We start from the raw sequence: 25,351 nt of genomic DNA on the forward strand, positions 1-25,351 counted from the left end.
CCATAATCCATCCTCCTTATTATACTCAGTACACTTAAGTGTACTTCAGATTATGGCCGTTTACACAAATTTTATGACAGACTCAAAGATTATCTTTATGGTTCCTATGAGACAAAATCGGCTGTAAAGAAAAAGGCAGAAACAGATGAAACTGTTGGAGAGCCGGAAAGTTTTAAAACCGTACACCTTTATCCTTTTACATTTGATTTCTTCGGAGGATTATCAGGTTCATATTATGGCGGTTCCGTTGTTCCTGATAGTATATATTTTAACTTTGGGGCATATGTATTGTATCATTTTAATGATATTGTCGCTTTTAAGACCGGCATATTATTGGCGCCTTCGGGATATGAATCATTTTATGTAAGTTATCTTAATATCCCGGTTGCGATTGTATTTAAGTCATACGCGCTGTCAACATTGTCTCTGGGAATGTATTTTGGACCCAAATTAGTGGGAACATACGATGGTTATTCCGGCTACGCGGATTCTGACATATATGGCACAGATATAGGTATACATGGCGGATGCAATATATATAATATTCGTGGTGACTTTGGGACATATTATGGGTTTACGGTACATTACAGCCTGCTTCCTTTTCATCCTGAACTTGAAACACATAACGGCACTATCATGTTGAATTTGGGATTAACGTTATAAGAGTTTTATATGAAAATTTATTCCGCCCCGGCAGCAGAAAACTTGATAATTGATAAAACCCCTGCTATACTTTTTATGTTGTTAAATTAAGGGGGAATGGAATGGCAAAAGAAATATCTAAAAAACAGCTTCTTAAATCTCCGCGCAGAAAAGAAACCATTGAATCTGCCAAGCAGTCGCTTCTTCAGCTTATGGAGCCGGATAACAGGGCCCTATTCAACACGCTGACAGGCAGGCAGCAGGAAGAACTTATCCTGGAAATGGCTTTTGAACACCATGTGATAGAGATTAAAGAGCAGGCTTTCCGCGCAACAAGGGCTAACTGATTTTTTCCTGTATGCCGCTAAGTCTTTTTTCGGTAAAAAATTTAAACGATCAAATTAAAAAATAAAATAATGTTGAAAAAAACTTTTAATATGCTACAATAACTTCATCAAACATGGGAAAAATCTCATAAACATCACGTGACACAATAATTTTGGGGCCCGTGATAATCAAAAGGAGACATTTAATGTCCGCAGTTTACAGAAAGAAACCCGCCGGTCAGGCAGGAAGCAAAGATGCAGGCAACAGCAGGTACGTTGGGGGAAATTCAGGCTATACTACAAGGTTAACGTCGCATGAAAGGCCTGCAATGGGCAATTCAAGAGACGGCGCTAAAAGATATGGTTCTGCAGGTACGGGGTCAACGGGTTCATATTCCAGAAACACATCCGGTTTTTCACGCGACGGCAATACGGCCGGTTTTTCCCGTGACGGCAATACCGCGGGTTTTTCCCGCGATGGCGGGAAGAAAAAATTCTTTAATGACAGAAAAAAAGATTTTGGAGCGCAGGGCAGGCCCCCGTATAAACCTTTTAACCAGCAGAAAAAACATAACGGCCCACCCAGGGATTTTGTTGAAATAGGAAAATTTGACGCGGCTAAAAGGACATACTCTTTTGGAATGCAGAAAACTGAAACAGGCGACAGCGCTCTTGTTATATTACAGACGCGCAACGATAACGGCAGGTTAAGGCAGGATACGGTTCTGGTGTTTGAAGACCACGTTGAAGGTTTCATAGAAGCTATTAATAAGGCCATGGTGGTTTTCAGGGAAAAGAAAGGTGATGGCGTGAAAGAGGAAAAAGGTGAGTGATAAAGAAAGCGGCTGCGGCGGATGCAATAAAGATGAATCCGGAGCCTACCTTGCAAATGGCACTTTTATGGAAAGCTGCCCGGAAACCGCGATAACCAGGGAATTTGAATTAACCGACGGCATAAAAAACGGAAGTTACAGGGAATTATCCGGCGAAGAAGACAGGGTTTCTGTAACCGGGTCTTATAAAAACGGACTTATGCACGGCGAATGGTCTTTTTACGGGGCTGACGGCAGGCTTTCTAAAGTTCAAATATTCAACGAAGGAAGGCTTATAGAAGAAAGATGATACCTGTATAAAAACCGTTAAAAAATACCGGTTTTTTTTAAGGGGAAAATAAAAGATGCCCGCCCATAAACAGAAAAAGAAAGGCAATATAAAAATACTCCCGTTAATAATAATTGTTTTTATTTTTTTATGTGCTGTTTTTTATTTATTGTACTTTGTTAAAGGCAATAGTATCAGCAATGACAGGGCTGTCATTTACTCCTTTCCGATAGAAAAACAGGCAATAACACCAATCGGGGAAAAAATATCATCAGATAAAAGGTCTTATGAATATTATGAATACGGGGATAAAAGAAGTAAAAGGGGGGTATATGTCCTTAAAGTCATTAATAAGGATGGCAGCGAAGATTACCGTTACACCTTAAAACTTCCCGTTGAAATAGCTGATTATGATTTTGGCCCCGGGGTAAAAGCTTACGTGACGCTTGAAGATGATCCGGCGCAGAAGGATACGGTAATTTTCAGGGTATGGATGGATTCTGAAGAGTACAGGAAAAGTGTTGAAAACAGTTTAAGCGGGCTTTTCAGGCTTATAAAAAAACACAGGCCGGAAAGTATGGTAAGGGGAGAAATAAAGGTGAGGGAATGAAGAGGGGGGCGCGCGTGGTATCTGTTAAAATAAAAAAAGATAATTTTCTGCGTAATATGGCGGCGGGTTTTGCGGTATTTGTAATTTTGGATTTTGCGGTAATAATGTCAACCATGAAAGAGACGGCCAAGCCGGTGATACCGGAAACAATACAAACCGAAGCTTTAACACAGGATATAAAATCAGAAAAAATGCCTGTGTTCAGTGAAGAACTTAAATTTGAACTTTATTATGACAGCGTCATAGGCCCTGCAACCGGAATGCACAGTTTAAAGGTGTGCTGTCCTGCCGGCCTTGTAAAAGAATATTACACATATAAAATGCCGTGGGAGCTTATCCTGTATAAATTCAGCGCGACAATACCCACGGTGGTGTTGTTTGAAAAAGACGAAGAAAAAAAAGAGGGTAAAATAAAAATTTTAATACTTGATCCAAAGGTACAGGGCACCGACATAAAACAAAGTGATATCCTTAAGTTTATCAAAAAAACCGGAGATTACCTGCCCGGCTATTCCTGGCAGGCGGATGTGTTTACAGAGGCGTTTTGAATATAGTATAATTACATCGGTGTGAAAATTGATATGGGGGTGGCGTATGGCTGATTGTGAGTGTCTTGAAAAATGTCCGTTTTTTAATGACAAGATGGTAAATCTGCCGGCAACAGCGGAGATTTACAAGAAAAAGTTCTGCAGGGGAGATTTTGAAGGCTGCGCAAGATATATTATTTTTAAAAAACTTGGAAAAGAAAAAGTACCCGCTGACCTGCTTCCAAATCAGGCAGACAGGGCACAGGTAATAATAGCGCAGGGATAGGCAATAAAAAAATATGGCGGGGATATGGATATATTTGAAGCCGCAAAAAAAGGGGTTATTAACGAGTTAAAAGAGTGCGCTAAAAATAGCATTGATATAAATTCCCGCGACCGTGACAGGATTTCCCCCATAGTATGGGCGGCGTATCATAACCATACAGGCGCGGTTAAATATCTTATTTCGGCCAAAGCTGATGTTAATTCCCGCGGCCTTGACGGCATTACCGCGCTTATGCGCGCTGTTGAAAATAAAAACACTGAAATGGTAAAACTGCTTATTGCCGCGCGTGCTGATCTTAACGTTACGGATAAATATAAAGGAACAGCCCTGACAAGGGCTGTTAACGAGATAAAAGATGTATTAATAACAGCCCTTTTAAAAAAATCCGGCGCAAAATAAATAATTTAAAAAAAACGGTATTTCGGATTATATAATAATTGCTATAATTCGAATTGTAATTCTGTTTGTTGCAGGAAAGGTTATATACAGTAGTATAAAAAATTAAGGGGCAATACTATGTGCGGTGAAACAAAAGAAGGATGCGCATGTGAAGATGAGAGGGAAGAATTTAAAGAAATGATAGGTTATACACTTTCCGGATATGGAATCGGGCTGGCGCTTGGCGCGGTTCTGGATTATCTGGGTATGCCTTTAAATGCTGTCGGCAACTGGCTGGTGAGGACATTTTCCGGCGAGGGGGAAAGCATCTTTGAAGGGATATTCGCGATAAAGAAAAAAATTCAGGGCAAAGCAATGTCGCTGGCGCAGGCATACGGCTGGGGAAAATTTTTTGGAATGGCGCTTCCCTGGATAATAGATTTTACAAGCAGGTTAATGGGTGTTGATATGCTTGGCGTGCAGGCTTTTTATATACCGTATTTTTACGCGCTGTCCGACCAGATGGGCGCAAGCGTTTCCGGATTTATGTATTTTTCCAAAAAAGAAGGCAATGTATCTAAAGGTTTCAAAGCGTATATAAAAAATCCGGTCATGCTTGCGGGCTTGTTTATACTTGCAATAGTGCCTGCGGGGCTTTTGGGCGCAAGGCTGCTTGGGTTTAAACCGGATACGCAGACATATTCAGCAATAGAGACCATAGCGGCAAATCTTTGCTGGATACCGCCGCTTATAGGAATTCTTCAGATAAAAAAGGAGCAGCCTGATGCCAAAAGTTGAAATGACAGATGATTTAAAAAGGGCTTTTCAGCTTGTAATATTTTTTGGTTTTGTAAGCCTTTTGGGCGATATTATTTATGAAGGAGCCAGAAGCGTAAACGGGCCGTATTTAAAAACCCTGTCCGCTAACGCGGCAATGGTGGGTTTAATCGCGGGTATAGGAGAGTTTGTAGGTTACGCTTTAAGGCTGGCATCAGGATATTTCGCGGATAAAACAAAAGGGTATTGGGTATTTACTTTTCTGGGTTACGGGCTTTTAATTACCGTACCCATGCTTGCTTTAACCGGTGTATGGCAGATGGCGGCGGTGTTTATGGTATTGGAAAGGCTGGGTAAGGCTGTGCGCGCGCCGGCAAAGGATACAATTTTATCAAGCGCGGCAAAAAGAATCGGCACCGGAAAAGGGTTTGCAATTCAGGAAGTGCTTGATCAGTTTGGCGCGCTTTTGGGGCCTTTGATATTTGCGGGATACTTTGCCGCAACAGGCGGCGGTGTTAAAACCGCAATTGATTACAGGCACGCGTACGGAATTTTTATAATTCCTTTTATACTGCTTATGATATTTGTATGGATAGCATATACAAAAGTGCCTGACCCGTCAAAGCTGGAGCCGCCAAAAAAAGACGGCGACCCGGAAACAATCACAAAACTTTTCTGGATATATAATATTTTTTCTTTCGTTACTGCTTTTGGTTTTATAAGTTATGCAATCATGGGTTTTCATTTTAAAGCAGCCGGGGTTATATCAGACGTTATGATACCTTTATTTTATGCCGCAGCCATGCTTTCAGACGGCGCGGCGGCTTATGTTATGGGGCACTGGTATGATTATTTGAAAGAAAAATTAAACCACCACGGCGGCGGCCTTGTTACTTTGGCGTCAATGCCTGTATTAACAGCTTTAATTCCTTTTCTGGCTTTTACAAATAAGCCGTGGCTTGCTTTTGCATCCGCGATATTATGGGGGGTTGTAATGGGAGCGCATGAAACAATAATGAAAGCGGGAATAGCGGATATTACCCCCATGAAAAAACGCGGTACCGGGTACGGTATTTTTAACTTTAATTACGGTATAGCGCTTTTTGCAGGCAGCTGGCTTGCGGGAATCCTTTATGAAATTTCACTTCCTGTTTTATGCTGGGGAATAGCCGGCGTGCAGGTACTGGCGCTTGGCGTGTTTTTCTATATGGAAAAAGAGATTAAAGTAAATACGTCCAAAATATAAAAGCATATTGACAATCGCCTGATATTTTGTATAATGCTATTGAGATTCAATATCAAAATGGAGAAGGGCATGGATAAGGAAAAAACATTCAGCAGTTTTTTGGAAAAGAAGTCCCTTAAAAAAACCCGGGGCAGGGATATTATTGTAAAAGCCGCCGCTTCTATTAAGGGCCATTTTGACGCGGAACAGCTGCTTGATTCGGTAAAAAAAATTGACATTAAAACCTCAAGGGCTTCGGTTTACCGCACTATCCCCCTTCTGGTAAAAGCTGAAATAGTTGAAGAAAGCATCCAGAAAGACGGGCGCAGGATATATGAATTTTCACAGGGCAACGGCCATCATGACCATATGATCTGCACAAAATGCGGGGCAATACTGGAATTTCACGATAATGTTATTGAAAAACACCAGGAACTGATAGCAAAAAAATATAATTTTGAAATGACAGGGCACAGGATGGAAATAAGAGGCGTTTGCAGCAGGTGCAGAAAGTAATTTTTTTAAACGCTAAATGAGACTGTATCTCAAAAGGAGCCGGATATGAAAATGTCGGAATTAAAAGCGGGCGATAAAGCTGTTGTAACTTCGGTTGACGCGCATGGCGAAGTGGCGCAGAGGCTGCTGGATATGGGGCTTGTAACAGGGACAAAATTCAAAGTGGTAAGAAAGGCGCCTTTGGGAGACCCCATTGAAATTAAGCTGCGCGGCTTCATGATGGCTTTAAGGGTTAAAGAGGCGTCATTTATATCTGTTGAAAAAACAGGGCAGGTTGGCGACGGCATACCAATGTCCGGCAGAAGAGGGAACCGCAATGGGTAAAAATAAAATAATAAAAGCCGCCTTTGCGGGAAATCCTAATTCCGGAAAGACATCGCTGTTTAACGCGATTGCAGGCACAAATTTAAAAGTGGGAAACTGGTCCGGTGTTACCGTTGAAAAATATGAAGCGGAAGTTGAATATGAAGGGTATACGATAAATTTTGTAGACCTGCCCGGGACATATTCGCTTACGGCGTATTCCCCGGAAGAGACGGTGGCAAGGGATTACATAGAATCAAAGGAAGCCGACGTTATTGTTAATGTGGCTGACGGCACCAACCTTGAACGCAGTTTGTATCTTTCTGTCCAGCTTCTGGAATTGCAGCCCAAAACAATAATGGCTTTAAATATGTATGATGAAGTGGAAGAGAAGGGTATTAAAATAGAGTTTAAAATGCTGCAGCAGCTTTTGGGATGCCACGTGGTGCCGGTTTCCGCCGCCAAAAAAACAGGGCTTGAATCGCTTCTTAGCCACATAGTAAGGCTTTATGAAGGGAAAATTACTCCCCCTGAAGCTAAAATCACTTATAGTGATGAAATTGAAGACGCAGTTGAAAAACTGCAGGCAATGGTTGAAGCCGACCCTGCAATGTCATCAAAGTTAAAACCAAGGCTTGCCGCGATAAAACTTCTGGAACACGACGCGTTTACTTATAATATGGCAAGGCACAGCCCCGCCTGGATACGGCTTGAAACAGAGCTTCCGCAGATATTAAAAAATCTTGAAGCCGCGGTTAAAATGAATATTCAAAAAAAGATAGCAGAAGACAGGCATGCTTTTGTGCGCGGCGCTTTTAAAGAAACTGTTATGGAAAAAGAACAGGATAAAAAGACTGCCACTGACATTATAGATTCGGTTTTAATAAACAGGGTGCTTGGTCTTCCGGTATTTTTTGTGATAATGTGGCTTATTTTTCAGATGACGTTCAAGCTTGGCGAAGCTCCGATGGGATGGATAGAAAATTTTTTTAACTGGCTTGGAAATAAAGCCGGCAATAATATAAGCAATAACCTGATGCGTTCAATTGTTGTGGACGGAATCGTGGCCGGTGTGGGCGGCGTGCTTGTATTTCTTCCCAATATACTTCTTCTGTTTTTTGGGCTGTCTTTTCTTGAAGCCACGGGTTATATGGCGCGCGCGGCTTTTGTGGTGGATAAGGCTTTTCATAAAATAGGGCTTCACGGCAAGTCGTTTATTCCCATGGTCACGGGTTTTGGATGTTCTGTGCCGGCGTTTATGGCGTGCCGAACGTTAAAGAACCGCGGTGACCGGCTTGCCACAATGATGGTAATTCCGTTCATGAGCTGCGGGGCAAAACTTCCCGTGTACGTGCTTTTAATAGGGGCGTTTTTCCCGGAAAATACTGCCGGCAATATTCTGTTTGGCGTTTACCTGTTTGGCATACTGGTGGCAGTGGCGTCTGCAAAACTTTTTAAATCAACTGTTTTTAAAGGGCAAAGCGAGCCGTTTGTAATGGAACTTCCCGTTTACAGGCTGCCGTCGCTTCAGTCCGTCCTTATGCAGATGTGGATGAAGGCGTGGATGTACATGAAAAAAGCCGGTACAACAATCCTTGCCGCTTCTTTAATAATATGGTTTGCCTCAAATTTTCCGGTAAACCATAAGCTGGCTGATGAGTACGCGCAGAAAACAGCGGCTGTTGAAAATATGAAAACCATTCCGGAAAGCGAAAAACAGAGTATAATAAAAAACTTAAGAAATGAACTGGCCGGCAAAGAACTTGAATACTCTTTTGCCGGAAAATTCGGCAGAGCGGTGGAACCGCTGATAAGGCCGCTTGGTTTTGACTGGCGCATAGGCGTGGCTTTAACCGCCGGTATTGCCGCCAAAGAAATCGTGGTGTCCACGATGGGGACAATTTATTCGCTTGGAGATATAGGCGAAGAGACCTCGCCTTTAAAGGAAATGCTGCATTCAGACCCTTCGTATAACACGGCTGTAGCGCTTGCGCTTATAGTTTTTGTGCTTTTGTACGTACCATGCCTTGCGGCAACCGCGGTTTTTCATAAAGAGGTCGGTAAGATGAAAATAACTTTATTTTATATAGCATATTCCATGTCTGTGGCGTGGGTGCTTTCTTTTATAGTTTACCGTATCGCGCTGTTGTTTTTATAAAAGGGAGAAAAGATGGAAATAAATATATTATACGCGCTTTTGCTGTCTTTGTTCGCCGGTATGTCAACCGCTATAGGCGCGGCAATCGCGTTTATTTCCGGCAGCAGGGGGGGAAAGTTTCTTTCGTTCGGGCTTGGTCTGTCTGCGGGAGTTATGGTTTACGTATCATTTATGGAAATACTTCCTCATTCAGCGGAAACCGCCGGGCCATGGATATCTTTGGCGGCATTTTTTGGAGGAATGGGGTTTACCGCGCTGATTGACAAAATGATACCGGAAGCGCAGAACCCGCATGAAGTAAGGTCTGACGCAAGCGTAAAAGAACTGAAGATTAGCGGCAAACATTCAAAACACAAACTTATGCGCACCGGGCTTTTTACCGCCGCGGCAATTACAATTCATAATTTTCCGGAAGGGTTCGCCACTTTTGCGGCGGCCGCAAGCGATATCAAACTTGGAATAACAATTGCGATAGCCGTGGCTATACATAATATTCCGGAGGGTATTTCGGTGTCTGTACCGATTTACGCGGCAACCGATGACAAAAAAAAGGCTTTTTTATACTCTTCGTTATCTGGGCTTGCAGAGCCGGTAGGCGCGCTTTTAGGCTGGCTGATACTGGCGCCTTTTCTTACACCGCAGCTTCTGGGTATTGTAATGGGGGCTGTCGCCGGAATCATGATATATATTTCGTTTGATGAACTGCTGCCCACAGCGCGTGAATACGGGGAAGGTCACACGGAAATCGCGGGTATAGCCGCGGGTATGGCGGTAATGGCGGTAAGTTTGAATCTGTTGTAAAATTTTGATAATTGTTTTTAATCTTGTTTTTAAAAAACTTGACAAAAAAGTATAAAGCGGTATTCTATGTACATGAAAAAAAATATATTACTTTTTTACTTTTTTTTATTATTTTGTTTGTTTCTGTGGCCGGTGCTTTTCATCATCATAACAATCATCATGAAGAAAGAAACTGTAATATATGTAATTTCATAGGTAAGTATTTAGCAACTGTTCCTGTAACTCTTTCTTTGGTACTGTTTTTTATTTGTATTATAGTAAAGTTTTTAACAAATGTATTTTCATTTAAAGAATATTATAAGTTTTTTGTTGCAAGGGCGCCTCCGGCAAACTGCTGAATTTTCAAAAGCGGTTTTATAAAAAACACGGAGGCGCGAAATGCGTAAATTAATGTTTATTGTTTTATTTATATCTATTTTTTCGTTTTTAAATGCTGCTGAACAAAGTGCGGCGACAGCCCTTCCTGACATCAGTTTTATAGGCCAGGCGGGATTAAATGCTATGGCTGATTCGGACGGCAATAAAGAAGCATCTGTTTCTTTTGATGGTTTTGAAATATGCGCGACAGGTTATATGCATCCCGATGTCCGCGCGGATTTTGTTGTTGGCGCGCATAATCATGATGGTTCAATTAATTTTGAAGTGGAGGAAGCCTACGCCACATTTGCCAACCTTCCCTTTTCTACAGGTTTAAAGGCCGGAAGGAAACTGGTTGATTTTGGAAGGATAAATCACATACACTCGCACGAGTGGCTTTTTTTAGGCGCCCCTCTTGCGTATGGCAGTTTTCTTGGGGAACACAGCCTTGCCGGTGACGGCGCTTCCATAGACATGCTTTTGCCGCTGCCTTTTTTTATTAATGTACAGGCCGGCATATACAGGGTATCGTCCGCACACAGCCATGAAGAAGCTGAAGAATCCGAAGAACATCATCATGCTTTTTCACCTGCGGGAGAGATATATAACGCAAGGGTATGGTCTTCTTTTGCGCCTGCCGAGTCTGCTGAAATAGAGCTGGGACTTAGCGGGTTAAAAGGCACAGGAGCTCATTACCTTGAGCATATGGACAGAATACAAATGACGGGAGCGGATTTTACTTTCAAGTTTTGGCCGTCAGCTTATTCGCGTCTGATGGTGCTTGCAGAAGCGGTTTATTTAAAACGCGAAGTACCGCCCGGTACTTTTGAAAGCTGGGGCGCTTACGCGTATCTTGGTTACAGGATAGACAAACAATGGGAAGCGGCATTAAAGTATGACTGGTCGGAAACGCCGGGCCCCGAAAAAACAAAAAAATCCGTGTTTTCTGTGATAGCGTCTAATTACATGACTGAATCGCTTAAATTAAGGGCGGAATATTCCTATTCCCCTGAAGCACAGGAACATACCGGAATGCTTAAAGTAATCTTTGGAATCGGGCCGCATACGCACCCGCTTCAATAAAGGGGTGAAAAATGAAAAAAATACTGCTTATGCTGGCTGCGGCTGTTTTTCCATTTATGCTTTTTGGCGGGACGTTAAAGGTGGTATGTACTACGCCTGAAATTGCGGATATAGTAAAAAATATCGGCGGGGATAAGGTGGAAGTATACTGGCTTATGGACGGCAGACAGGACCCGCATTCCGTGGAACCAAGGCCTTCAATGGTAATGAAAGCAAAAAATGCTGATGCCGTAGCCGTTATTGGAATGGACCTTGATATGTGGATGGACGGGGTTATAAGGGCTTCCAAAAATAATAAAATTCAGAAAGGCGCTGACGGCTATATTGACCTTTCGGCAGAAATTAATAAACTGGAAGTGCCGAAAGGCAAGATTGACGGGTCAATGGGCGATGTGCACATCTATGGCAATCCCCACTATCACCTTGATCCAGCGAACGGGATTTTAATGGCAGGGACTGTATTAAAAAAACTTTCAGCCATAAGCCCTGCGGACACGGATGCGTTTAAGTTAAATTATACGGTATATGCCGACAAGCTTAAGGAAAAAATAGAAGAATGGAAAAAAAGAATGTCGGTTTTTCAGGGCATATCCGTGCTTCCAACGCATAACTGCTGGCTGTATTTTACAGAAGCTTTTGGAATGAAAAGCGCGGGATATTTGGAAAATAAACCCGGAATTGCACCTTCTCCCAAAGAAATGGCGGTTCTTTCGGAAAAAATGAAGAAAGAAGGGACGAAAATAATTTTCGCGGAGCCTTTTTATCCTTCTGCCGCAATGGAGCGGCTGTCGCAGATGACCGGCGCGAAAATTGTAAGAATACCAAGTTCGGCGCTGGGTGTTAAGGAAGCTGACACCTATATTAACCTTTTTGAATACAATGTAACGGAACTTGAAAAAGCGTTAAAATAGAAAAACAACTCCTGCCCCGCGTTACGCGGGGCAGGAGTTTAAAAATGGAGATACTATGCTGGAACTTATAATATGGCCGTTTATTGCGTGCGTAGTGCTTGCCGGGATACACGCATATCTTGGCATGCATGTAATAGAAAGGGGTGTTATTTTTGTTGACCTTGCCCTTGCGCAGACTGCGGCTCTTGGCGCATTATTGGGTTTTTTATTAGGGATAGAATTGCATACGACAGGGTCTTATTTTGTCTCTTTGACAGCAACACTAGTTGCGGCAATTTTTTTGTCGTGGTCGCGTAGTTCCGGGAAACAGGTGCAGCAGGAGGCTATAGTTGGGATATTGTACGTATTTGCCGCGGCTGTTTCCGTGCTTATTCTTTCAAAAGCTCCATCCGAAGCGGAACACATAAAATACATGCTTGTAGGAAATATACTATTTGTGAAACCACAGGAGGTTATTAAAATGGCGGTACTGTATTCCGCCATAGGCATATTTCATTATATTTTTAGAAAGAATTTTTTTGCCGTGACAGAAGGCAATACAGATGGCGGAAAAAAAATAAATGTGCCGTTCTGGGATTTTGTGTTTTATGCTACTTTTGGCGCCGTAGTCACTTCTTCAGTTGAAATGGCAGGAGTTCTTCTTGTTTTTTCTTTCCTTATTGTGCCTGCGGTTTGTGCTATGATGTTTTTTGAAAATATACGCGCAAGGCTGTTTTTTTCATGGATACTTGGAATAACAGGAAGTTTATTTGGAATGGCTGTTTCTGTATTTTATGACCTTCCGACAGGCGCGTCAGTTGTTGCGGTATTCGGGATTTTGTTTACGGTTTCTATGGTTGTAAGGTTAACCGTTAAAAAAAGAAAGGGATAATATGAAGAAAATGATTTTTTTATTTATTATGATATTGTTCACAGGTTTAAGTCTGGATGCGCATCCGCACTATTTTATAACGCCTAATGTGTTTGTTTACACGGACTTAAAAGGGTTAAAAGAGATAGAAGTGGAATGGGTGTTTGACAGGATGACATCTGTTTCTTTGTTTGAATATATTGATTCTGATGGTGACGGCGAAATAAGCGAAGCGGAGATTGATAAGATAAGAAAAAAAGATTTTAAATCGCTTTCCGCTTATAATTATTATACTTTTATAATCGTTGACGGCGGAAAACCTTTGAAAATTGACCCTTATTATTTTTCTATAGAAACAGGCGAAGATCAGGAAATAAGCTACATTTTTAAAGCTAAAGTTAATATGGAAATTAAGAGAAAGTTTAAATTATACTTTGAGGACAGTGAGATTTATATTGCTTTTGACCTGTTTGAAGAAAATATAGTTCTTAAAGGTAATGAAGAAATGAAGTTAAAGTTTTTGGAGGGCGATTATGGAAACGCCGTTGAAGCGTATTATTAATATGCCGGCTTATAAAAAGGCGGTAATTTTTATTTTATTTTTTTTTACTGTGTCTTTTCTTGCGGCCGGAGATAATCCGTTTGACAGGCCTGTAAAAAGGACAGCCGGTGAAAAAAGCTTTGTTTCAGGCAAATTTTTAAAGAAAACAATTATCTGGCAGGCCAGGCTGAACAGGGAAATAGCGGCAAAGATAGATAATTATAAAAAAACCGGAAAATCCGGCGTGCTTGCCGTTTTAATGGCTGCCCTTTTTTTATACGGGGCGGTGCACGCGCTTGGGCCGGGCCACGGCAAAACAGTTATTTCATCATGGATGGCGTCTTCAAGAAAAAAATATTCAACCGTTGTGTTTGTATCGGTTTTTTCCGCCGTTGTCCACGCGCTGTCGGCTGTTCTTATGGTGGTTTTATTTTTTATTATACTTAAAGGCGTGCTGAAAGATTCAGAGAGCGCGGTTAAAGACGCGCTTCAATTCGCGTCAGGGGCCCTTATATTTATTATAGGTATAATAATGGCGTTTAAAGTCTTTCGTTCTGAAAAAGGGGCGGAAAATAAAAAAAATACCGGGCATCCGCTTGCCCTTGCGCTTGCCGTGGGGCTTGTTCCGTGCCCGTCCACTTCAATTATATTGATTTTTTCATTCAGTTTCGGGCTTTATTTGCAGGGGCTTCTGTTTACAATGTGTTTCGCTGCGGGTATGGCCTTGACACAGTTTTTAATAGCAACCGGAGTATGGCATATAAGGGAAAAAGCCGAATCCGCGCCGGGTAAAATAAAAACAGTTTTAACTTCAAAAATATTTCCCGCAGGCGCCGCGGTCATTTTATGCCTGTCCGGCGGCATGATTATGCTTCCTTATATTTACCGATAAATAAAAAATCGGCTTCCGGAGGAACTTTTGAAATACAGGAAAATAAACAGTACCGGGATTGAAGTGTCAGAGGTGTCATTAGGGTGCTGGACAATAGGCGGTAAAAGCTGGGATAACGGCCGGTCTACAGGGTATGCGGATGTAAATAAAAAGGATGCCATAGAAGCGCTGTTGTTTGCCCGCGAACTTGGCGTAAACCATTTTGATACCGCTGATTCTTACGGTTTTGGAAATTCAGAAAGGCTGTTGGGCGGGGCGTTTGAAAACATAAATGATGTTTATATTTCAACTAAAATTGGAAATAACGGCGGTACGTCTGAACATCCTTATAAATCCATGCACATAAGGCATCAGTGCGAGCAGTCGCTTGAAAACCTTAAGAGGGAGTTTGTAGACATATATTATTTTCATCACCCATATTTTGGTAATAATGATATGTATCTTGATGAAGCCGTTGAAACTATGTGTAAGCTGAAAAAAGAAGGCAAGATAAGATATATCGGGTTGTCCGCGTACAGTGACGGAGATTTTGAAAGGCTTTGCCCTGTTATAAAACCCGATATCATTCAGGCTGAAGGAAATATGGCGCAGGCAAGGTTTATAAAAAAAGGCGGAACCGCGGAACGTGTGGGCTTAAAGGCCGCGGTGACTTCGCCTCTTATAATGGGTATTTTGACAGGCAGATACGCCGCCGAAAAGCCTCCGTATTTTTTAAACGGCGATCACAGGAAAGAAGATCCGCGTTTTTCCAAAGAATTTCTTGTGCTTACAGAAAAACGGCTTGAAAAAATAAAACAGCGTTTTGGCGGTTCAAATGAAGAACTTACACGTACGGCAATTTCGTATGTTCTGTCTTTTGACAGTGTGTGCTGTGTAATGCCGGGATTCAGAAATAAAAAACAGATACTTACGAATGTATCGGCTTCGGATATGAAACTGACGGCGGAAGACATTGAATATATAGAAAAAGTATTTTCGGAGGAAATATGAAAACAGCCGTAATTACCGGGGCTTCTTCGGGGATAGGAAAGGCGGCTGTTTTTAAATTCGCAAAAAACGGCTGGAAAGTTTTTGCGTGCATGCGCGAAGTGAAAAATAATATTTTTGAAGGGATTAAAAATATTGAGTGTGTTGAAATGGATGTTTCTGACGCTGTATCTGTGAAAAACGCTTATGAAGAAATATGCAAAATTTCTGATACGGTGGACGCGGTGGTAAACAACGCGGGATACGGATTAAACGGGCCGTTTGAAGCCGCGTCCGCGGAGCAGGTACAAAGGCAGTACGATGTCAATGTATTTGGGCTTATGAATGTCACGCGTATTTTCCTTCCTTTGTTCAGAAAACAAAAATTCGGTATCTTTATTAATGTATCATCAGTGGCGGGCAGGACTGCTTTTCCTTTTTCGTCGCTTTACATTTCTTCAAAGTGGGCTGTTGAAGGTTTTTCGGAGTCTTTATATCTGGAGTTAAAACCTTTTGGCATAAAGGTTAAGCTTGTGGAACCCGGTACGGTAAAAACTGATTTTTTTACAAGGTCAATGGTGTTTGCGAAAGAAGCCGGTTTTGAAGCGTATGAAGAGATGTATGAAAAACGGAATAAAACAGCAAAGGGAAATATGGGGGCGGCTTTACCGGAAGAGATAGCAGGTGTAATTTACAGGGCCGCCTGCGATAAAAGCGGCAGGCTGCGTTACCCTGCGGGAAAAATGGCTTTTGTTGTGCTGCTGCTTAGAAAAATGCTGCCTGATAATATTTTTTTAAAACTTGTAGGGGCGGTAAAAAAATAGTTTTGTTGACAAGTTTTTAATTTTGTTGTAGTTTATGAAACAAGTTTTTTATATGTAAATAGTAAAGCACGATCTGATAAAGGAAATGCCGGTGAGATTCCGGCGGCTGTTTCGCAACGGTAATGCCAAAAAGGCTAGCCCGGTCTATTATCAGATACGGCAAGTACCTTCGAAAAAAGGGAAGCAGACTGTATTGATTTAGCCGTTTGCGCAGCGGCAAATTCATCTACCTGTAAACCCGGCATCGAAGGCCGGGTTTTTTTATGCCCGGAAATATTAAAAAGGAGGGCAGTATGAATTTGAAAAGGTTTATTTTAGTGGCGGTGTGCGTGTTGTTTTTGTTTCATGGGGTTTTTGCCGAAGAAGCACAGCAAAGCGCCGGGAAAAAGGAAACGGTTGAAGTTCAGGCTGATTCACGGGGTAATACAGGGGTTATTATGACTGTAATTGTAACAGCCAGGAAAACAGAAAGCAGCCTTGAAGATACCGCTCGAAGCGTAAAGGTTATTACAAAGGAAGAAATTGAAAAAACCGGCTGCCTTTCATTGGCAGAAATAATTAAAAATACTGCCGGCGCTGTGGTTAGTTCAAACGGATATATAAGCGGCGTTTCTGCTGTATCGCTAAGGGGTAAATCATCAACTCAGACTTTGGTGCTTTTAAATGGAGTGCCTTTAAAAGATATTATGACCGGCGGTTATGACATAAGCGGAATTGACCTGTCTTCTATTAAACGGATAGAGGTTATTAAAGGTGGAATTTCCTCGGTTTACGGGCCGGATGCTATGGGCGGTGTAATTAACCTGCTGACGGGGGATGATGAAAACAGCCTGATAAAAGCATCTTCAAGATATGGAAGTTTTGGATATCAAAAAAATCAGATATCATCATCACATATAATAGGTGATTTTGATTATTTTGCCTCCGGCACGGAAGAAAAAGGGGACGGATACAGGGAACATTCCGCGTTTACAAAAAGAATGCTTAATACGAATATAAATTACAGTGTGAACGTATTTAAATTCGGATTTTTTGGAAATTATCTGAATTACGGGCAGGAAGTTCCGGGAAGTCTTTCCTGGCTGTCGCCTTTGGCTAAACAATGGAGTGAAGATTATATTTTAGGGTTGTCCGGAAGCGCGGCTGTCAGTGAATTCTTGGTAAAGGCTGATGGTTTCTATAAGTCTTCTGACCTGAAATATCAGAATCCGGACCCTTTTTATCCTATAAATTCCAGGCACATAGCAAAGGAGTGGCAGGGCTCTTTTACGGCGGCGTATGATAATAATGACAATATTTCCGGTTTGGCGGGTGCCGAATTTAATAACAAAAATATGGACAGCACGGATGTAGGTAAAAAAACCATTCAAAACACCGCTTTTTTTACAAATGCCGTATATTTGCCGGTTTCTGTAATTATTTTAAATGGCGGGGTAAGGCATGATATGAGCACCGCTTATAACGATATGACAAGCGCAAGCGCCGGCATAAAGTATTTGATGGACAGCAAAGTGGAAATACACGCTGCCGTTGATAACTCTTTCAGCGCGCCGACCATAGGTCAGTTGTACTGGCCTTTTGACGGAATGATGGTTGGAAACGTTAATTTAAAGGCGGAAAAGTCAACAGGATATGAAGTCGGCATAAAACAACAGGCGGAAAATTTCAAACATTCGTATGTATGGTTTTCAAAGGATGTCAGGGATATGATACAGTACGTAAGCGATTCTGTTACCTGGACAGGTACTTATGAAAATTTAAGCGGGGTAAAAATAACCGGCCTTGAAGCGGAAGCGGAGTATAATCCTTTTGATTTTTTGAAAATTACAGCGGCTTATACATACACAAATGCCGTTGATTCGGCTTCGGGGCAAAAAATCAGTTTAATACCCGAAGGCAGAATAAGCGGTGATATTACAATACAGCCGGACAAAAACATGTCTGTTGTTTTAAAAGGCGAATATACTGACGCGTGTAAAGATAATTCAGGGGCAATAATCAGAGAATACTATCTTGTGGGGTTAAACGTAAGCGGCAGATTAAATAAGAATGTAAGAATTTTTGCCGCGGCGCATAATTTACTTGATAACAAAGAATACGTCATAGCAAAAGGATACCCAATGCCCGGAAGGTCCGTAAGCGCCGGCGCGGAAATTAAGTTTTAAGGGTTTGATTTTGTTGTTTTGAAAAAACAAATAAATGTTGAGGTGAGAACCGTGGAAGAAAAGGAAATAAAGGAAAGAATAGAAGTGCTTACAGAACGCCTGAATAAAGTGGAAGGGACTCCCTGCGAGGTTTATAGCAGGGTTGTGGGGTTTTTCAGGCCTGTGAAACAATGGAACGAAGGCAAGGCGGAAGAATACAAAGAAAGGCTTATGTTTACGGTGGAAGGGAAAGAAGAAGAATTAAAATGCGTTAAAAACGGATAAGATGCTGATTTAAGGCGGGGAAGGCCGTGTGAATCGGCCGCAGTCGCGCTACGGTGTGGGATAATTCCCAAGTCCGAATGCCGCCGCAATAAAAAATTTTTTGTCGCGAAAACAAAAAAGGAGAAAAAAATGAACAAAGGCCTGAGGACATTTGTGACCGGATTTCCAAGAATCGGGAAAAACAGGGAATTAAAAAAAGTTCTTGAAAGTTTTTGGGACGGGAAACTGGGATTTGACAGCGTTACAGAAACCGCTGACAACCTTAAAAAAACAAACTGGGAAACGCAGAAGCGGGCCGGTATGGGTATTTTTTCCTGCGGCGATTTCAGTTATTACGACCAGATGCTTGATATGGCAGTTATGCTGGGCGCCGTACCGGAGAGATTTCAGGGTATTTCTGACCCGGCAGAAAGATATTTTGCAATGGCAAGAGGTTCTGCAGAATCCTCCGCTATGGAGATGACAAAGTGGTTTAATACAAATTATCATTATATTGTTCCGGAACTGAAAAAAGGTTGCAGGTATAAGCCGGATTTTGGCAGTTTATTTAAAGAGTACAGACAGGCTGAAAAACTGGGATACAGGACAAAGCTTAATGTGATAGGACCTGTAACTTTTCTTATGCTGTCCAAACGCGTCGATTCTGAAGGAAGTATGCTTGAACTGCTTCCGGAAATAATTCCCGCATACAGGGAGTTTGTGAACGCCGCCGGATTTTTGGGAAAAGAAATTTATGTCCAGTTTGATGAACCGTGGTTTGTAAAGGACTGCGGGAAAGAAGAATTAAAAATATTAAAAAAAGTATATGGCGAATTATGCGGGGTTTCTAAAAATTTAAAAATAATAGTGATGACATATTTTGATTCTGCCGTTAATGCGGCGGAAGCTTTAAAAGATGTAAATATATGGGGTGTTGGACTGGATTTTGTATATGGGCCGGAAAATGTTAAAGCGGCTAAGTTTCTAAAAGGGAAAAAACTTATAGCCGGAGTTGTTGACGGCAGGAATATCTGGAAAAATAATTATGAAAAAACGCTGAATATTCTTGGTGAGATATCTAAAACAGTTTACAAAGAGGATATTATTATTGCTCCAAGCTGTTCGCTGCTTCACGTGCCATATTCGTTAAAAAACGAAAAAATAATTGACTCGGAAATTAAAGGCTGGTTTAGTTTTGCCGGGGAGAAGCTGGCGGAAATAAAGGATATTGCGGATATTTTTACCGAAGGAAAGGAAAAACATGCCGAAAAAATAGAACAAAACAGGGCGGTTTTCGCAAGAAGGGAAAGTTCCGCAAAGGTCAATGACCCTGATGTTAAAAAAATTATAAAATGCGGTTATTCAAAGAAGCGCAGTGAAAGTTTTAAAGACAGAAAGAAAAAACAGGAAAAAGTTTTTTGTTTACCGCTTCTGCCCGTTACAACTATCGGCAGTTTTCCTCAGACGGAGGTGCTGCGCCGGTTAAGAAGAGGCTATAAAACAGGAGCTGTAAAAAAAGAAGATTATGATAAGGGCATATATGAGTATATAGATAATTGTATCGCTTTTCAGGAAAAAACAGGGTTTGACGTTTTGGTACACGGCGAACCCGAAAGAAATGATATGGTGGAATATTTTGGAGAGCGGATGAAAGGGTTTATTTTTACGGAAAATGGATGGGTGCAAAGCTACGGGACAAGGTGCGTTAAACCCCCTGTTATCTACGGTGATGTTAAAAGGGCCGGGGATATGACCGGTAAAATTATTTTGTACGCGCAGAAAAAAACAAAAAAAAATATGAAAGGAATGCTGACGGGGCCTGTTACAATTCTTAATTGGTCTTTTGTACGCGACGATATACAGAAGAAAGATGTTTGTGTTCAGATTGCTCTGGCTGTCAGAGATGAAATCAGGGACCTTCAATTTGAAGGGATAAAGATAATACAGGTTGATGAAGCCGCTTTTCGTGAAGGGTATCCTTTAAAAAAATCAAAAGCGTTTATTTATGAAATATGGGCTGTGGAATGTTTCCGCGTGGCGGTAAGCGGCGCAAGGCCTGAAACTCAGATACATACGCATATGTGTTACAGCGATTTCAGGGATATTATGCCCGCGATTAAAGCTATGGATGCTGATGTAATAACAATTGAAACATCAAAAAGCGGAAATAAACTTCTTGAAACATTCAAGAAGCAGGGATACGAAAATGAAATCGGGCCGGGAGTTTATGATGTGCATTCGCCGCGTGTGCCTTCTGTGGAAGAATTTGAAAACAAAATAAAATTGCTTTTAAATGTTTTTCCCGCGGAAAGGTTATGGATTAATCCGGACTGCGGCCTTAAAACCCGGAAGTGGGAAGAAACTGAAAAAAGCCTGCAAAATATGGTTGAAGCTGTTGCCAATGTCAGAAAAAGTTTATAGAAAAACTTATTACGGTTCAGTTTTTTAGCTTTTAAAAAGTTCATAATTGCGGGCAGGGTTAATCTGCGGGTAAACTGGTGTTTTTTATATTGCTAAGAAAAATACTGCCTGATTATATATTTTTGAAACTTGTAGGGGCGGTAAAAAAATAAATTTAAGGATTTTATGATTTAAAATACTGCAACAATTAAAAAAACGGCCTTTCAGTAAAACAATTAAACAGATTGACAAAATTGATATATTTGTGTATATTTATATATACAAATATACGTATAAAAGAATAATAGAAGGAGGCGGAAGGTGGAAAAGAAGGTTGAAATAAGCGAAGAACTTTGTACGGGATGCGGTGCGTGCGTGTCAATGTGTCCGGCGCAGATTATTGAATTAAACAGCAGTTCAAATAAAGCGGTGGTGACGGATCATGAGTCGTGCGACCTGCTTGGAGGCTGTATGTATGTCTGCCGCACAGGGGCTATAAAAGTTAACAGAAAATTAAAGTTTGGAAGTTTATTCGGCTTCTGATAAAAAAATCCTTAAAGGAGGATGTTATGGAAATCAACGTGGATTCAAAGAGTTTTAAGAAAGAGGTAATAGAGTCAAAAGAACCGGTGCTTGTGGACTTCTGGGCGGAATGGTGTATGCCGTGTAAAATGGTGGCGCCCGCGCTTTCACAGATAGCAAAGGAATATAACGGAAAATTAACGGTTGCCAAAGTAAACGTGGATGATTCCCCGGAGCTTGCCGGAATGTATGGAGTATCAGGTATACCCACAATGGCTATTTTTAAAGACGGAAAAGTAGTGGATCGTATAGTGGGCGCGCTGCCTAAACAGCATATAATTCAGGCAATAAAACCGCATCTTGCGGCTTAAAGGAGAATTATAATGGATACTGTATTGAAGTTTATAAGGGGGGGCGCGGGCGGCGCCCTTGTGGCTGCCGGTTTTTTCTCAGCCGCTCCCAAATCATATGTTCTTTGGTTATTGGGAACGGTCCTGCTTTTGTCGGTAACCGGCCTTTGCGCGGCAGGCAGCGCCTGTGAAAGGAAGTAAAAACGTGTATAATTGATATATGGGAAATTAAATCATGGGAGGTGTTTTATGTTAAAGCCTAATGAAGGAAAGACAGACAGGATTGTAAGGGTTGTATTGGGGGCAGGGTTAATAGCAGGGGGATTCTTTACAACAGGCACGCTTGCAATTGTTTTATGGGCAGTTGGCGCAATATCACTTATAACAGGCGCTGTAGGTTTCTGCGGGTTATACGCGTTATTGGGAATTAATACATGCCCTGTAAATAAAAAATAAGAATGGAACTGTCAAGAGAAACGCTTAAAAAAGCACAGGTTATTGTTATTAACGGCGCTGAACCGCAATTGGAATCTTTTTTGGCTGATTATTACACTTTAAAAAGCCTGAAAGATGAATTTGATTCCGGTTCAGCGTTGTTTTATTCAGAAGAACTGACAGAAAGTGAAGTTAAAGGCAATCCGTGCGCAATGCTTTGGAGTAAAAAAAATATTTCTAAGGAAGTAAAAGAAGCGGCTGGAAATAAAATAATTATAGAAGGCAGGGATATTAAAGAGGATTATATAATGTTTTTTCTTTCGCAGTGCGGCGTATAAAAAATCTGTAATATAAGGATAATGTAATGAAAATAGGGATTGTAATCGCTTCAAATGACGCGGAGACTTGCTGGAACGCAATCAGGTATGGTAATTTCTGCCTTGGAAAAAAGGAAGAGGTAAAGATTTTTTTTATGGGCAAAGGCGTGGAGTATCAGAAAATAAGCACGGATAAATTTAATACGACAGAGCAGGCGGAAAAATTTCTGGCATCCGGCGGCAAAATATTTGCCTGTGGAACCTGTATACAGTCCCGGGAGCAGGAAAGTTCGGATGTCTGCCCTTTATCCACCATGCAGGATATGTATGATATCGTAAAAGAAAGCGACACGGTTGTCAGTTTTTAATGAATTATGAAAAATAAACAAGCGATTGAAAAATGTAAAAAAGTATGCGGGGAAAAGGGGTTTAAAGCCACGCCTCAGCGTATTGCTGTATATTCCGAAATAGCATGCAGATATGACCATCCGCCTGTTGAAAGTATATATTCTTCGGTAAGAAAGAAGCATTCTAGAATATCGTTTGATACTGTTTTTAGAACAATTAATTTATTAGTTGAAATAGGGCTTATAAAACCGGTCGCGTCGCAGGATGGCGTTAAAAGATTTGACGCAAATAACGGGCAGCATCACCATTTTTACTGTACTAAATGCGGTAAAATTTATGATTTTTTAAGCGCTTATTATGATGAAATTAAGATACCCGACAAGCTGCCTGATGCTTCTAAAATAACAGGAAAAAAAGTGATGCTGGAAGGTATATGCGAAAAGTGTAATAAATAGTTTTTTTAAAAACTAAGTAGTAATTATTACTACTTAAAAAAGGAGGTGTTTTTAAGGTTTGGTGTTAAAAAAATAAAAAAACAGGAGGAAATAGAAATGGAAAATAATGAAACGAAGCAGTACAGCATTCCAAAGATCGGAGAAAAGGCGTCTTCTTTTACGGCGGATACAACGCAGGGTCAGATTAAATTCCCGGATGATTACAGCGGAAAATGGGTTATTCTTTTCAGCCATCCTGCGGATTTTACGCCTGTATGCACCACGGAATTTATGGCTTTTGCTTCAATGGAAAAGGAATTTGAAGCTTTAAACTGTAAGCTTATAGGGCTGTCTATAGACAGCAGGCACAGCCATATTGCCTGGCTTAGAACTATAAAAGAAAAGATTGAATATAAAGGAATGAAAAATGTTGAAGTAAAATTCCCGGTGATAGCCGATTTAACAATGGAAGTTGCAAATAAATTTGGAATGGTGCAGCCGGGCGAATCAAATGTAAGCGCTGTAAGGGCGGTTTTCTTTATGGATCCGGAGGCAAAAGTAAGGGCGTTAATGTATTATCCGCTTTCAATGGGAAGAAATTTTGCCGAAATAAAAAGGATGGTTATTGCCCTTCAGACAGCTGATAAGTATAAAGTTGCAACTCCTGCTGACTGGCAGCCGGGTGAAGATGTTATAGTGCCTGCTCCGGGAAGCTGCGGCGCCGCTAAAGAAAGGGTGGATAACGCAGAAAAAGAAGGGATTAAGTGCCTTGACTGGTTTTTGTGTTTAAAACCGCTTAAACTTTGATTTGAAAATTTCATTTTTGCATATTTAAAAGGTATGCTCAAATGGGAAAGTTTTTGTTGCGCAGCATATTGTGCTTAAAATACTGGGAAAAATTGCTTAAGGATATGTCCGCGCCGGTCAGGTAATATACTGTAAAAACCCGGACAGGAAGGCCTGGTGCTTTCTTGTCCGGGTTTTTTTATATTCAAAATTAAGTATTTCTGAAAGTGTAATTAATATTTCTTCTTGACAATTAGAGTTTTATTTTATATAAATATACACATAAATGTATAAAGATATAATATGAAAGTTGTTTAGGATGTTTTAAATAAAGCGCGCTGTAAAACGGCTGTTTCTGCAAACGGCATATTGATATAAGAAAAGAGAGGTCTTTTATGATTATAAATGTGCAAAGCGTTGGACAGCTTAGAGAAGAAATAGAAAAAGAAAGTGTTATAGGTTTTTTTGGCGGTTTTTCTGAAAAATCCAAAAAGGCTGAAGAGGTTTTTAAAAAAACATCTTTGGAACGCGCGGATAGGAATTTTTATTATGTCGATGCCGCTTTGGCAAAAGATGTAAATAAATATTTTGGAATAACCGCAGTGCCTTCCGTAATAAAGGTAAAAGGCGGGCGTGTTGAACGCGGTGTATATGGTGAGGCAAAGATTGAAGAATACTTGTCTCTTGTTGATGAAGCCGGCAGTAACGCGGCGGTTGAAAATAAAAGAAAAAAAGAAACGGCAGTTATCGTATATTCCACGCCGTCATGTTCATGGTGTGTCAAAGTAAAAAGTTATCTTAAAGAAAAAGGTATAAGGTTCACGGATGTGGATGTATCTAAAGATGAAAAGGCGGTACGGGAGCTTGTTAATAAAACAGGGCAGACCGGTGTGCCTCAGCTGAAAATAGGCGGAGTTTATGTTGTGGGATTTGATAAAGATAAAATAAACAGCCTTTTGGGCTTATAAAAAAGGAGGGCTATATGAAATTACAGCCGTTAAATTCCAGGGTTTTAGTCAGAAAAAATGAAACAGGAGAAAAGAAAATAGGCGGGCTTTATATACCGGACGCGGGAAATGCGGGTATAAGCGACGGTATTGTTGTTGAAGTGCCGCAGGACGGAATAAAACACATTTATCCCGGAGACAGGGTAATGTTTAAAACGGGAAGCGGAGATGAAATACTTGTAAATGAAGAGAAATTTCTGCTGTTAGAAGAGGATGAGCTGATTGCTAAAGCTGTTGAAATGGATGATATACCGGCATAAAGTCAAGTTT

General features: G+C 41.0%; 34 protein-coding genes and 1 riboswitch. All 34 genes read left to right on the forward strand.

All coding sequences use genetic code 11. The features are described from left to right. Positions 1-333 precede the first annotated feature (333 nt). Positions 334-663: a hypothetical protein gene (locus JXR81_10685; protein ID MBN2755308.1), complete on the forward strand. Its 330-nt coding sequence runs from the start codon at positions 334-336 to the stop codon at positions 661-663. 101 nt (positions 664-764) lie between these two features. After that, positions 765-989, forward strand: coding sequence for a hypothetical protein (locus tag JXR81_10690; protein ID MBN2755309.1), 225 nt, complete (start codon positions 765-767; stop codon positions 987-989). 185 nt (positions 990-1,174) lie between these two features. Then, on the forward strand, positions 1,175-1,801 hold the full coding sequence (locus JXR81_10695) for a hypothetical protein (GenBank protein MBN2755310.1): 627 nt from the start codon (positions 1,175-1,177) through the stop codon (positions 1,799-1,801). Next, positions 1,794-2,090 (forward strand): hypothetical protein, encoded by a 297-nt coding sequence (locus tag JXR81_10700; GenBank protein MBN2755311.1) that lies wholly within the window; start codon positions 1,794-1,796, stop codon positions 2,088-2,090. Before JXR81_10695 ends, JXR81_10700 begins: the two co-directional genes overlap by 8 nt. A 55-nt stretch (positions 2,091-2,145) precedes the next feature. After that, complete coding sequence (locus JXR81_10705) at positions 2,146-2,679, forward strand: hypothetical protein (protein MBN2755312.1); 534 nt, start codon at positions 2,146-2,148, stop codon at positions 2,677-2,679. Beyond that, entirely contained in the window at positions 2,676-3,227 is a 552-nt protein-coding gene (locus tag JXR81_10710) for a hypothetical protein (GenBank protein MBN2755313.1), read from the forward strand. Before JXR81_10705 ends, JXR81_10710 begins: the two co-directional genes overlap by 4 nt. Before the next feature lie 46 nt (positions 3,228-3,273). Continuing rightward, positions 3,274-3,492, forward strand: coding sequence for a hypothetical protein (locus JXR81_10715; protein MBN2755314.1), 219 nt, complete (start codon positions 3,274-3,276; stop codon positions 3,490-3,492). Between the two features lie 24 nt (positions 3,493-3,516). Further along, entirely contained in the window at positions 3,517-3,891 is a 375-nt protein-coding gene (locus JXR81_10720; GenBank protein ID MBN2755315.1) for an ankyrin repeat domain-containing protein, read from the forward strand. Between the two features lie 117 nt (positions 3,892-4,008). Next, positions 4,009-4,668 carry a hypothetical protein gene (locus JXR81_10725; GenBank protein MBN2755316.1) on the forward strand — a complete coding sequence of 220 codons (660 nt, stop codon included), beginning with the start codon at positions 4,009-4,011 and terminating at the stop codon, positions 4,666-4,668. Continuing rightward, complete coding sequence (locus tag JXR81_10730; protein MBN2755317.1) at positions 4,655-5,893, forward strand: MFS transporter; 1,239 nt, start codon at positions 4,655-4,657, stop codon at positions 5,891-5,893. Before JXR81_10725 ends, JXR81_10730 begins: the two co-directional genes overlap by 14 nt. Positions 5,894-5,962: 69 nt before the next feature. After that, entirely contained in the window at positions 5,963-6,388 is a 426-nt protein-coding gene (locus JXR81_10735; GenBank protein MBN2755318.1) for a transcriptional repressor, read from the forward strand. Between the two features lie 45 nt (positions 6,389-6,433). Then, positions 6,434-6,712 (forward strand): ferrous iron transport protein A, encoded by a 279-nt coding sequence (locus tag JXR81_10740; GenBank protein MBN2755319.1) that lies wholly within the window; start codon positions 6,434-6,436, stop codon positions 6,710-6,712. Continuing rightward, positions 6,705-8,849, forward strand: a complete 2,145-nt coding sequence (gene feoB, locus JXR81_10745; protein ID MBN2755320.1) for a ferrous iron transport protein B — start codon at positions 6,705-6,707, stop codon at positions 8,847-8,849. The genes JXR81_10740 and feoB overlap by 8 nt, the downstream gene beginning before the upstream one ends. 12 nt (positions 8,850-8,861) lie before the next feature. Beyond that, positions 8,862-9,650: a zinc transporter ZupT gene (gene zupT, locus JXR81_10750; GenBank protein MBN2755321.1), complete on the forward strand. Its 789-nt coding sequence runs from the start codon at positions 8,862-8,864 to the stop codon at positions 9,648-9,650. A 378-nt stretch (positions 9,651-10,028) separates the two neighbouring features. Next, entirely contained in the window at positions 10,029-11,090 is a 1,062-nt protein-coding gene (locus tag JXR81_10755) for a hypothetical protein (GenBank protein MBN2755322.1), read from the forward strand. Between the two features lie 11 nt (positions 11,091-11,101). Next, positions 11,102-12,001, forward strand: coding sequence for a zinc ABC transporter substrate-binding protein (locus JXR81_10760; protein ID MBN2755323.1), 900 nt, complete (start codon positions 11,102-11,104; stop codon positions 11,999-12,001). Between the two features lie 55 nt (positions 12,002-12,056). Further along, positions 12,057-12,872 carry a metal ABC transporter permease gene (locus tag JXR81_10765; GenBank protein ID MBN2755324.1) on the forward strand — a complete coding sequence of 272 codons (816 nt, stop codon included), beginning with the start codon at positions 12,057-12,059 and terminating at the stop codon, positions 12,870-12,872. Position 12,873: 1 nt separating this feature from the next. Further along, complete coding sequence (locus JXR81_10770) at positions 12,874-13,413, forward strand: DUF1007 family protein (protein MBN2755325.1); 540 nt, start codon at positions 12,874-12,876, stop codon at positions 13,411-13,413. Then, positions 13,385-14,284, forward strand: a complete 900-nt coding sequence (locus JXR81_10775) for a hypothetical protein (GenBank protein MBN2755326.1) — start codon at positions 13,385-13,387, stop codon at positions 14,282-14,284. Before JXR81_10770 ends, JXR81_10775 begins: the two co-directional genes overlap by 29 nt. 27 nt (positions 14,285-14,311) lie before the next feature. Next, on the forward strand, positions 14,312-15,274 hold the full coding sequence (locus tag JXR81_10780) for an aldo/keto reductase (protein ID MBN2755327.1): 963 nt from the start codon (positions 14,312-14,314) through the stop codon (positions 15,272-15,274). Further along, positions 15,271-16,074: an SDR family oxidoreductase gene (locus tag JXR81_10785; protein ID MBN2755328.1), complete on the forward strand. Its 804-nt coding sequence runs from the start codon at positions 15,271-15,273 to the stop codon at positions 16,072-16,074. The genes JXR81_10780 and JXR81_10785 overlap by 4 nt, the downstream gene beginning before the upstream one ends. Positions 16,075-16,367: 293 nt before the next feature. After that, complete coding sequence (locus JXR81_10790; protein ID MBN2755329.1) at positions 16,368-18,239, forward strand: TonB-dependent receptor; 1,872 nt, start codon at positions 16,368-16,370, stop codon at positions 18,237-18,239. Positions 18,240-18,257: 18 nt separating this feature from the next. After that, positions 18,258-18,503 (forward strand): hypothetical protein, encoded by a 246-nt coding sequence (locus JXR81_10795; protein MBN2755330.1) that lies wholly within the window; start codon positions 18,258-18,260, stop codon positions 18,501-18,503. Beyond that, positions 18,471-18,606: riboswitch (cobalamin riboswitch) on the forward strand. (Overlaps the previous gene by 33 nt.) 26 nt (positions 18,607-18,632) lie before the next feature. Beyond that, positions 18,633-20,903 (forward strand): 5-methyltetrahydropteroyltriglutamate--homocysteine S-methyltransferase, encoded by a 2,271-nt coding sequence (metE, locus tag JXR81_10800; GenBank protein ID MBN2755331.1) that lies wholly within the window; start codon positions 18,633-18,635, stop codon positions 20,901-20,903. A 300-nt stretch (positions 20,904-21,203) separates the two neighbouring features. Beyond that, positions 21,204-21,425, forward strand: coding sequence for a 4Fe-4S binding protein (locus JXR81_10805; protein MBN2755332.1), 222 nt, complete (start codon positions 21,204-21,206; stop codon positions 21,423-21,425). Positions 21,426-21,451: 26 nt separating this feature from the next. Beyond that, positions 21,452-21,775: a thioredoxin gene (trxA, locus tag JXR81_10810; GenBank protein MBN2755333.1), complete on the forward strand. Its 324-nt coding sequence runs from the start codon at positions 21,452-21,454 to the stop codon at positions 21,773-21,775. Between the two features lie 12 nt (positions 21,776-21,787). Beyond that, positions 21,788-21,955, forward strand: coding sequence for a hypothetical protein (locus JXR81_10815; protein ID MBN2755334.1), 168 nt, complete (start codon positions 21,788-21,790; stop codon positions 21,953-21,955). Between the two features lie 48 nt (positions 21,956-22,003). Beyond that, a complete protein-coding gene (locus tag JXR81_10820) occupies positions 22,004-22,210 on the forward strand; it encodes a DUF2892 domain-containing protein (GenBank protein MBN2755335.1) in 207 nt (68 codons plus the stop codon). A 2-nt stretch (positions 22,211-22,212) separates the two neighbouring features. Beyond that, a complete protein-coding gene (locus tag JXR81_10825; protein ID MBN2755336.1) occupies positions 22,213-22,527 on the forward strand; it encodes a hypothetical protein in 315 nt (104 codons plus the stop codon). Positions 22,528-22,553: 26 nt separating this feature from the next. After that, positions 22,554-22,874: a DsrE family protein gene (locus tag JXR81_10830; GenBank protein MBN2755337.1), complete on the forward strand. Its 321-nt coding sequence runs from the start codon at positions 22,554-22,556 to the stop codon at positions 22,872-22,874. Positions 22,875-22,880: 6 nt separating this feature from the next. Then, the gene (locus tag JXR81_10835) at positions 22,881-23,309 is read left to right on the forward strand and encodes a transcriptional repressor (protein MBN2755338.1); all 429 of its coding nucleotides are present in this window, start codon (positions 22,881-22,883) and stop codon (positions 23,307-23,309) included. 96 nt (positions 23,310-23,405) lie between these two features. Continuing rightward, positions 23,406-24,095, forward strand: a complete 690-nt coding sequence (locus JXR81_10840; GenBank protein MBN2755339.1) for a peroxiredoxin — start codon at positions 23,406-23,408, stop codon at positions 24,093-24,095. A gap of 374 nt (positions 24,096-24,469) precedes the next feature. Further along, entirely contained in the window at positions 24,470-25,042 is a 573-nt protein-coding gene (locus JXR81_10845) for a glutathione S-transferase N-terminal domain-containing protein (GenBank protein MBN2755340.1), read from the forward strand. 14 nt (positions 25,043-25,056) lie between these two features. Next, on the forward strand, positions 25,057-25,341 hold the full coding sequence (locus JXR81_10850) for a co-chaperone GroES (protein ID MBN2755341.1): 285 nt from the start codon (positions 25,057-25,059) through the stop codon (positions 25,339-25,341). Positions 25,342-25,351: the final 10 nt, after the last annotated feature.

The organism is Candidatus Goldiibacteriota bacterium (assembly GCA_016937715.1).
Classification (GTDB): Bacteria; Oederibacteriota; PGYV01; order PGYV01; family PGYV01; genus PGYV01.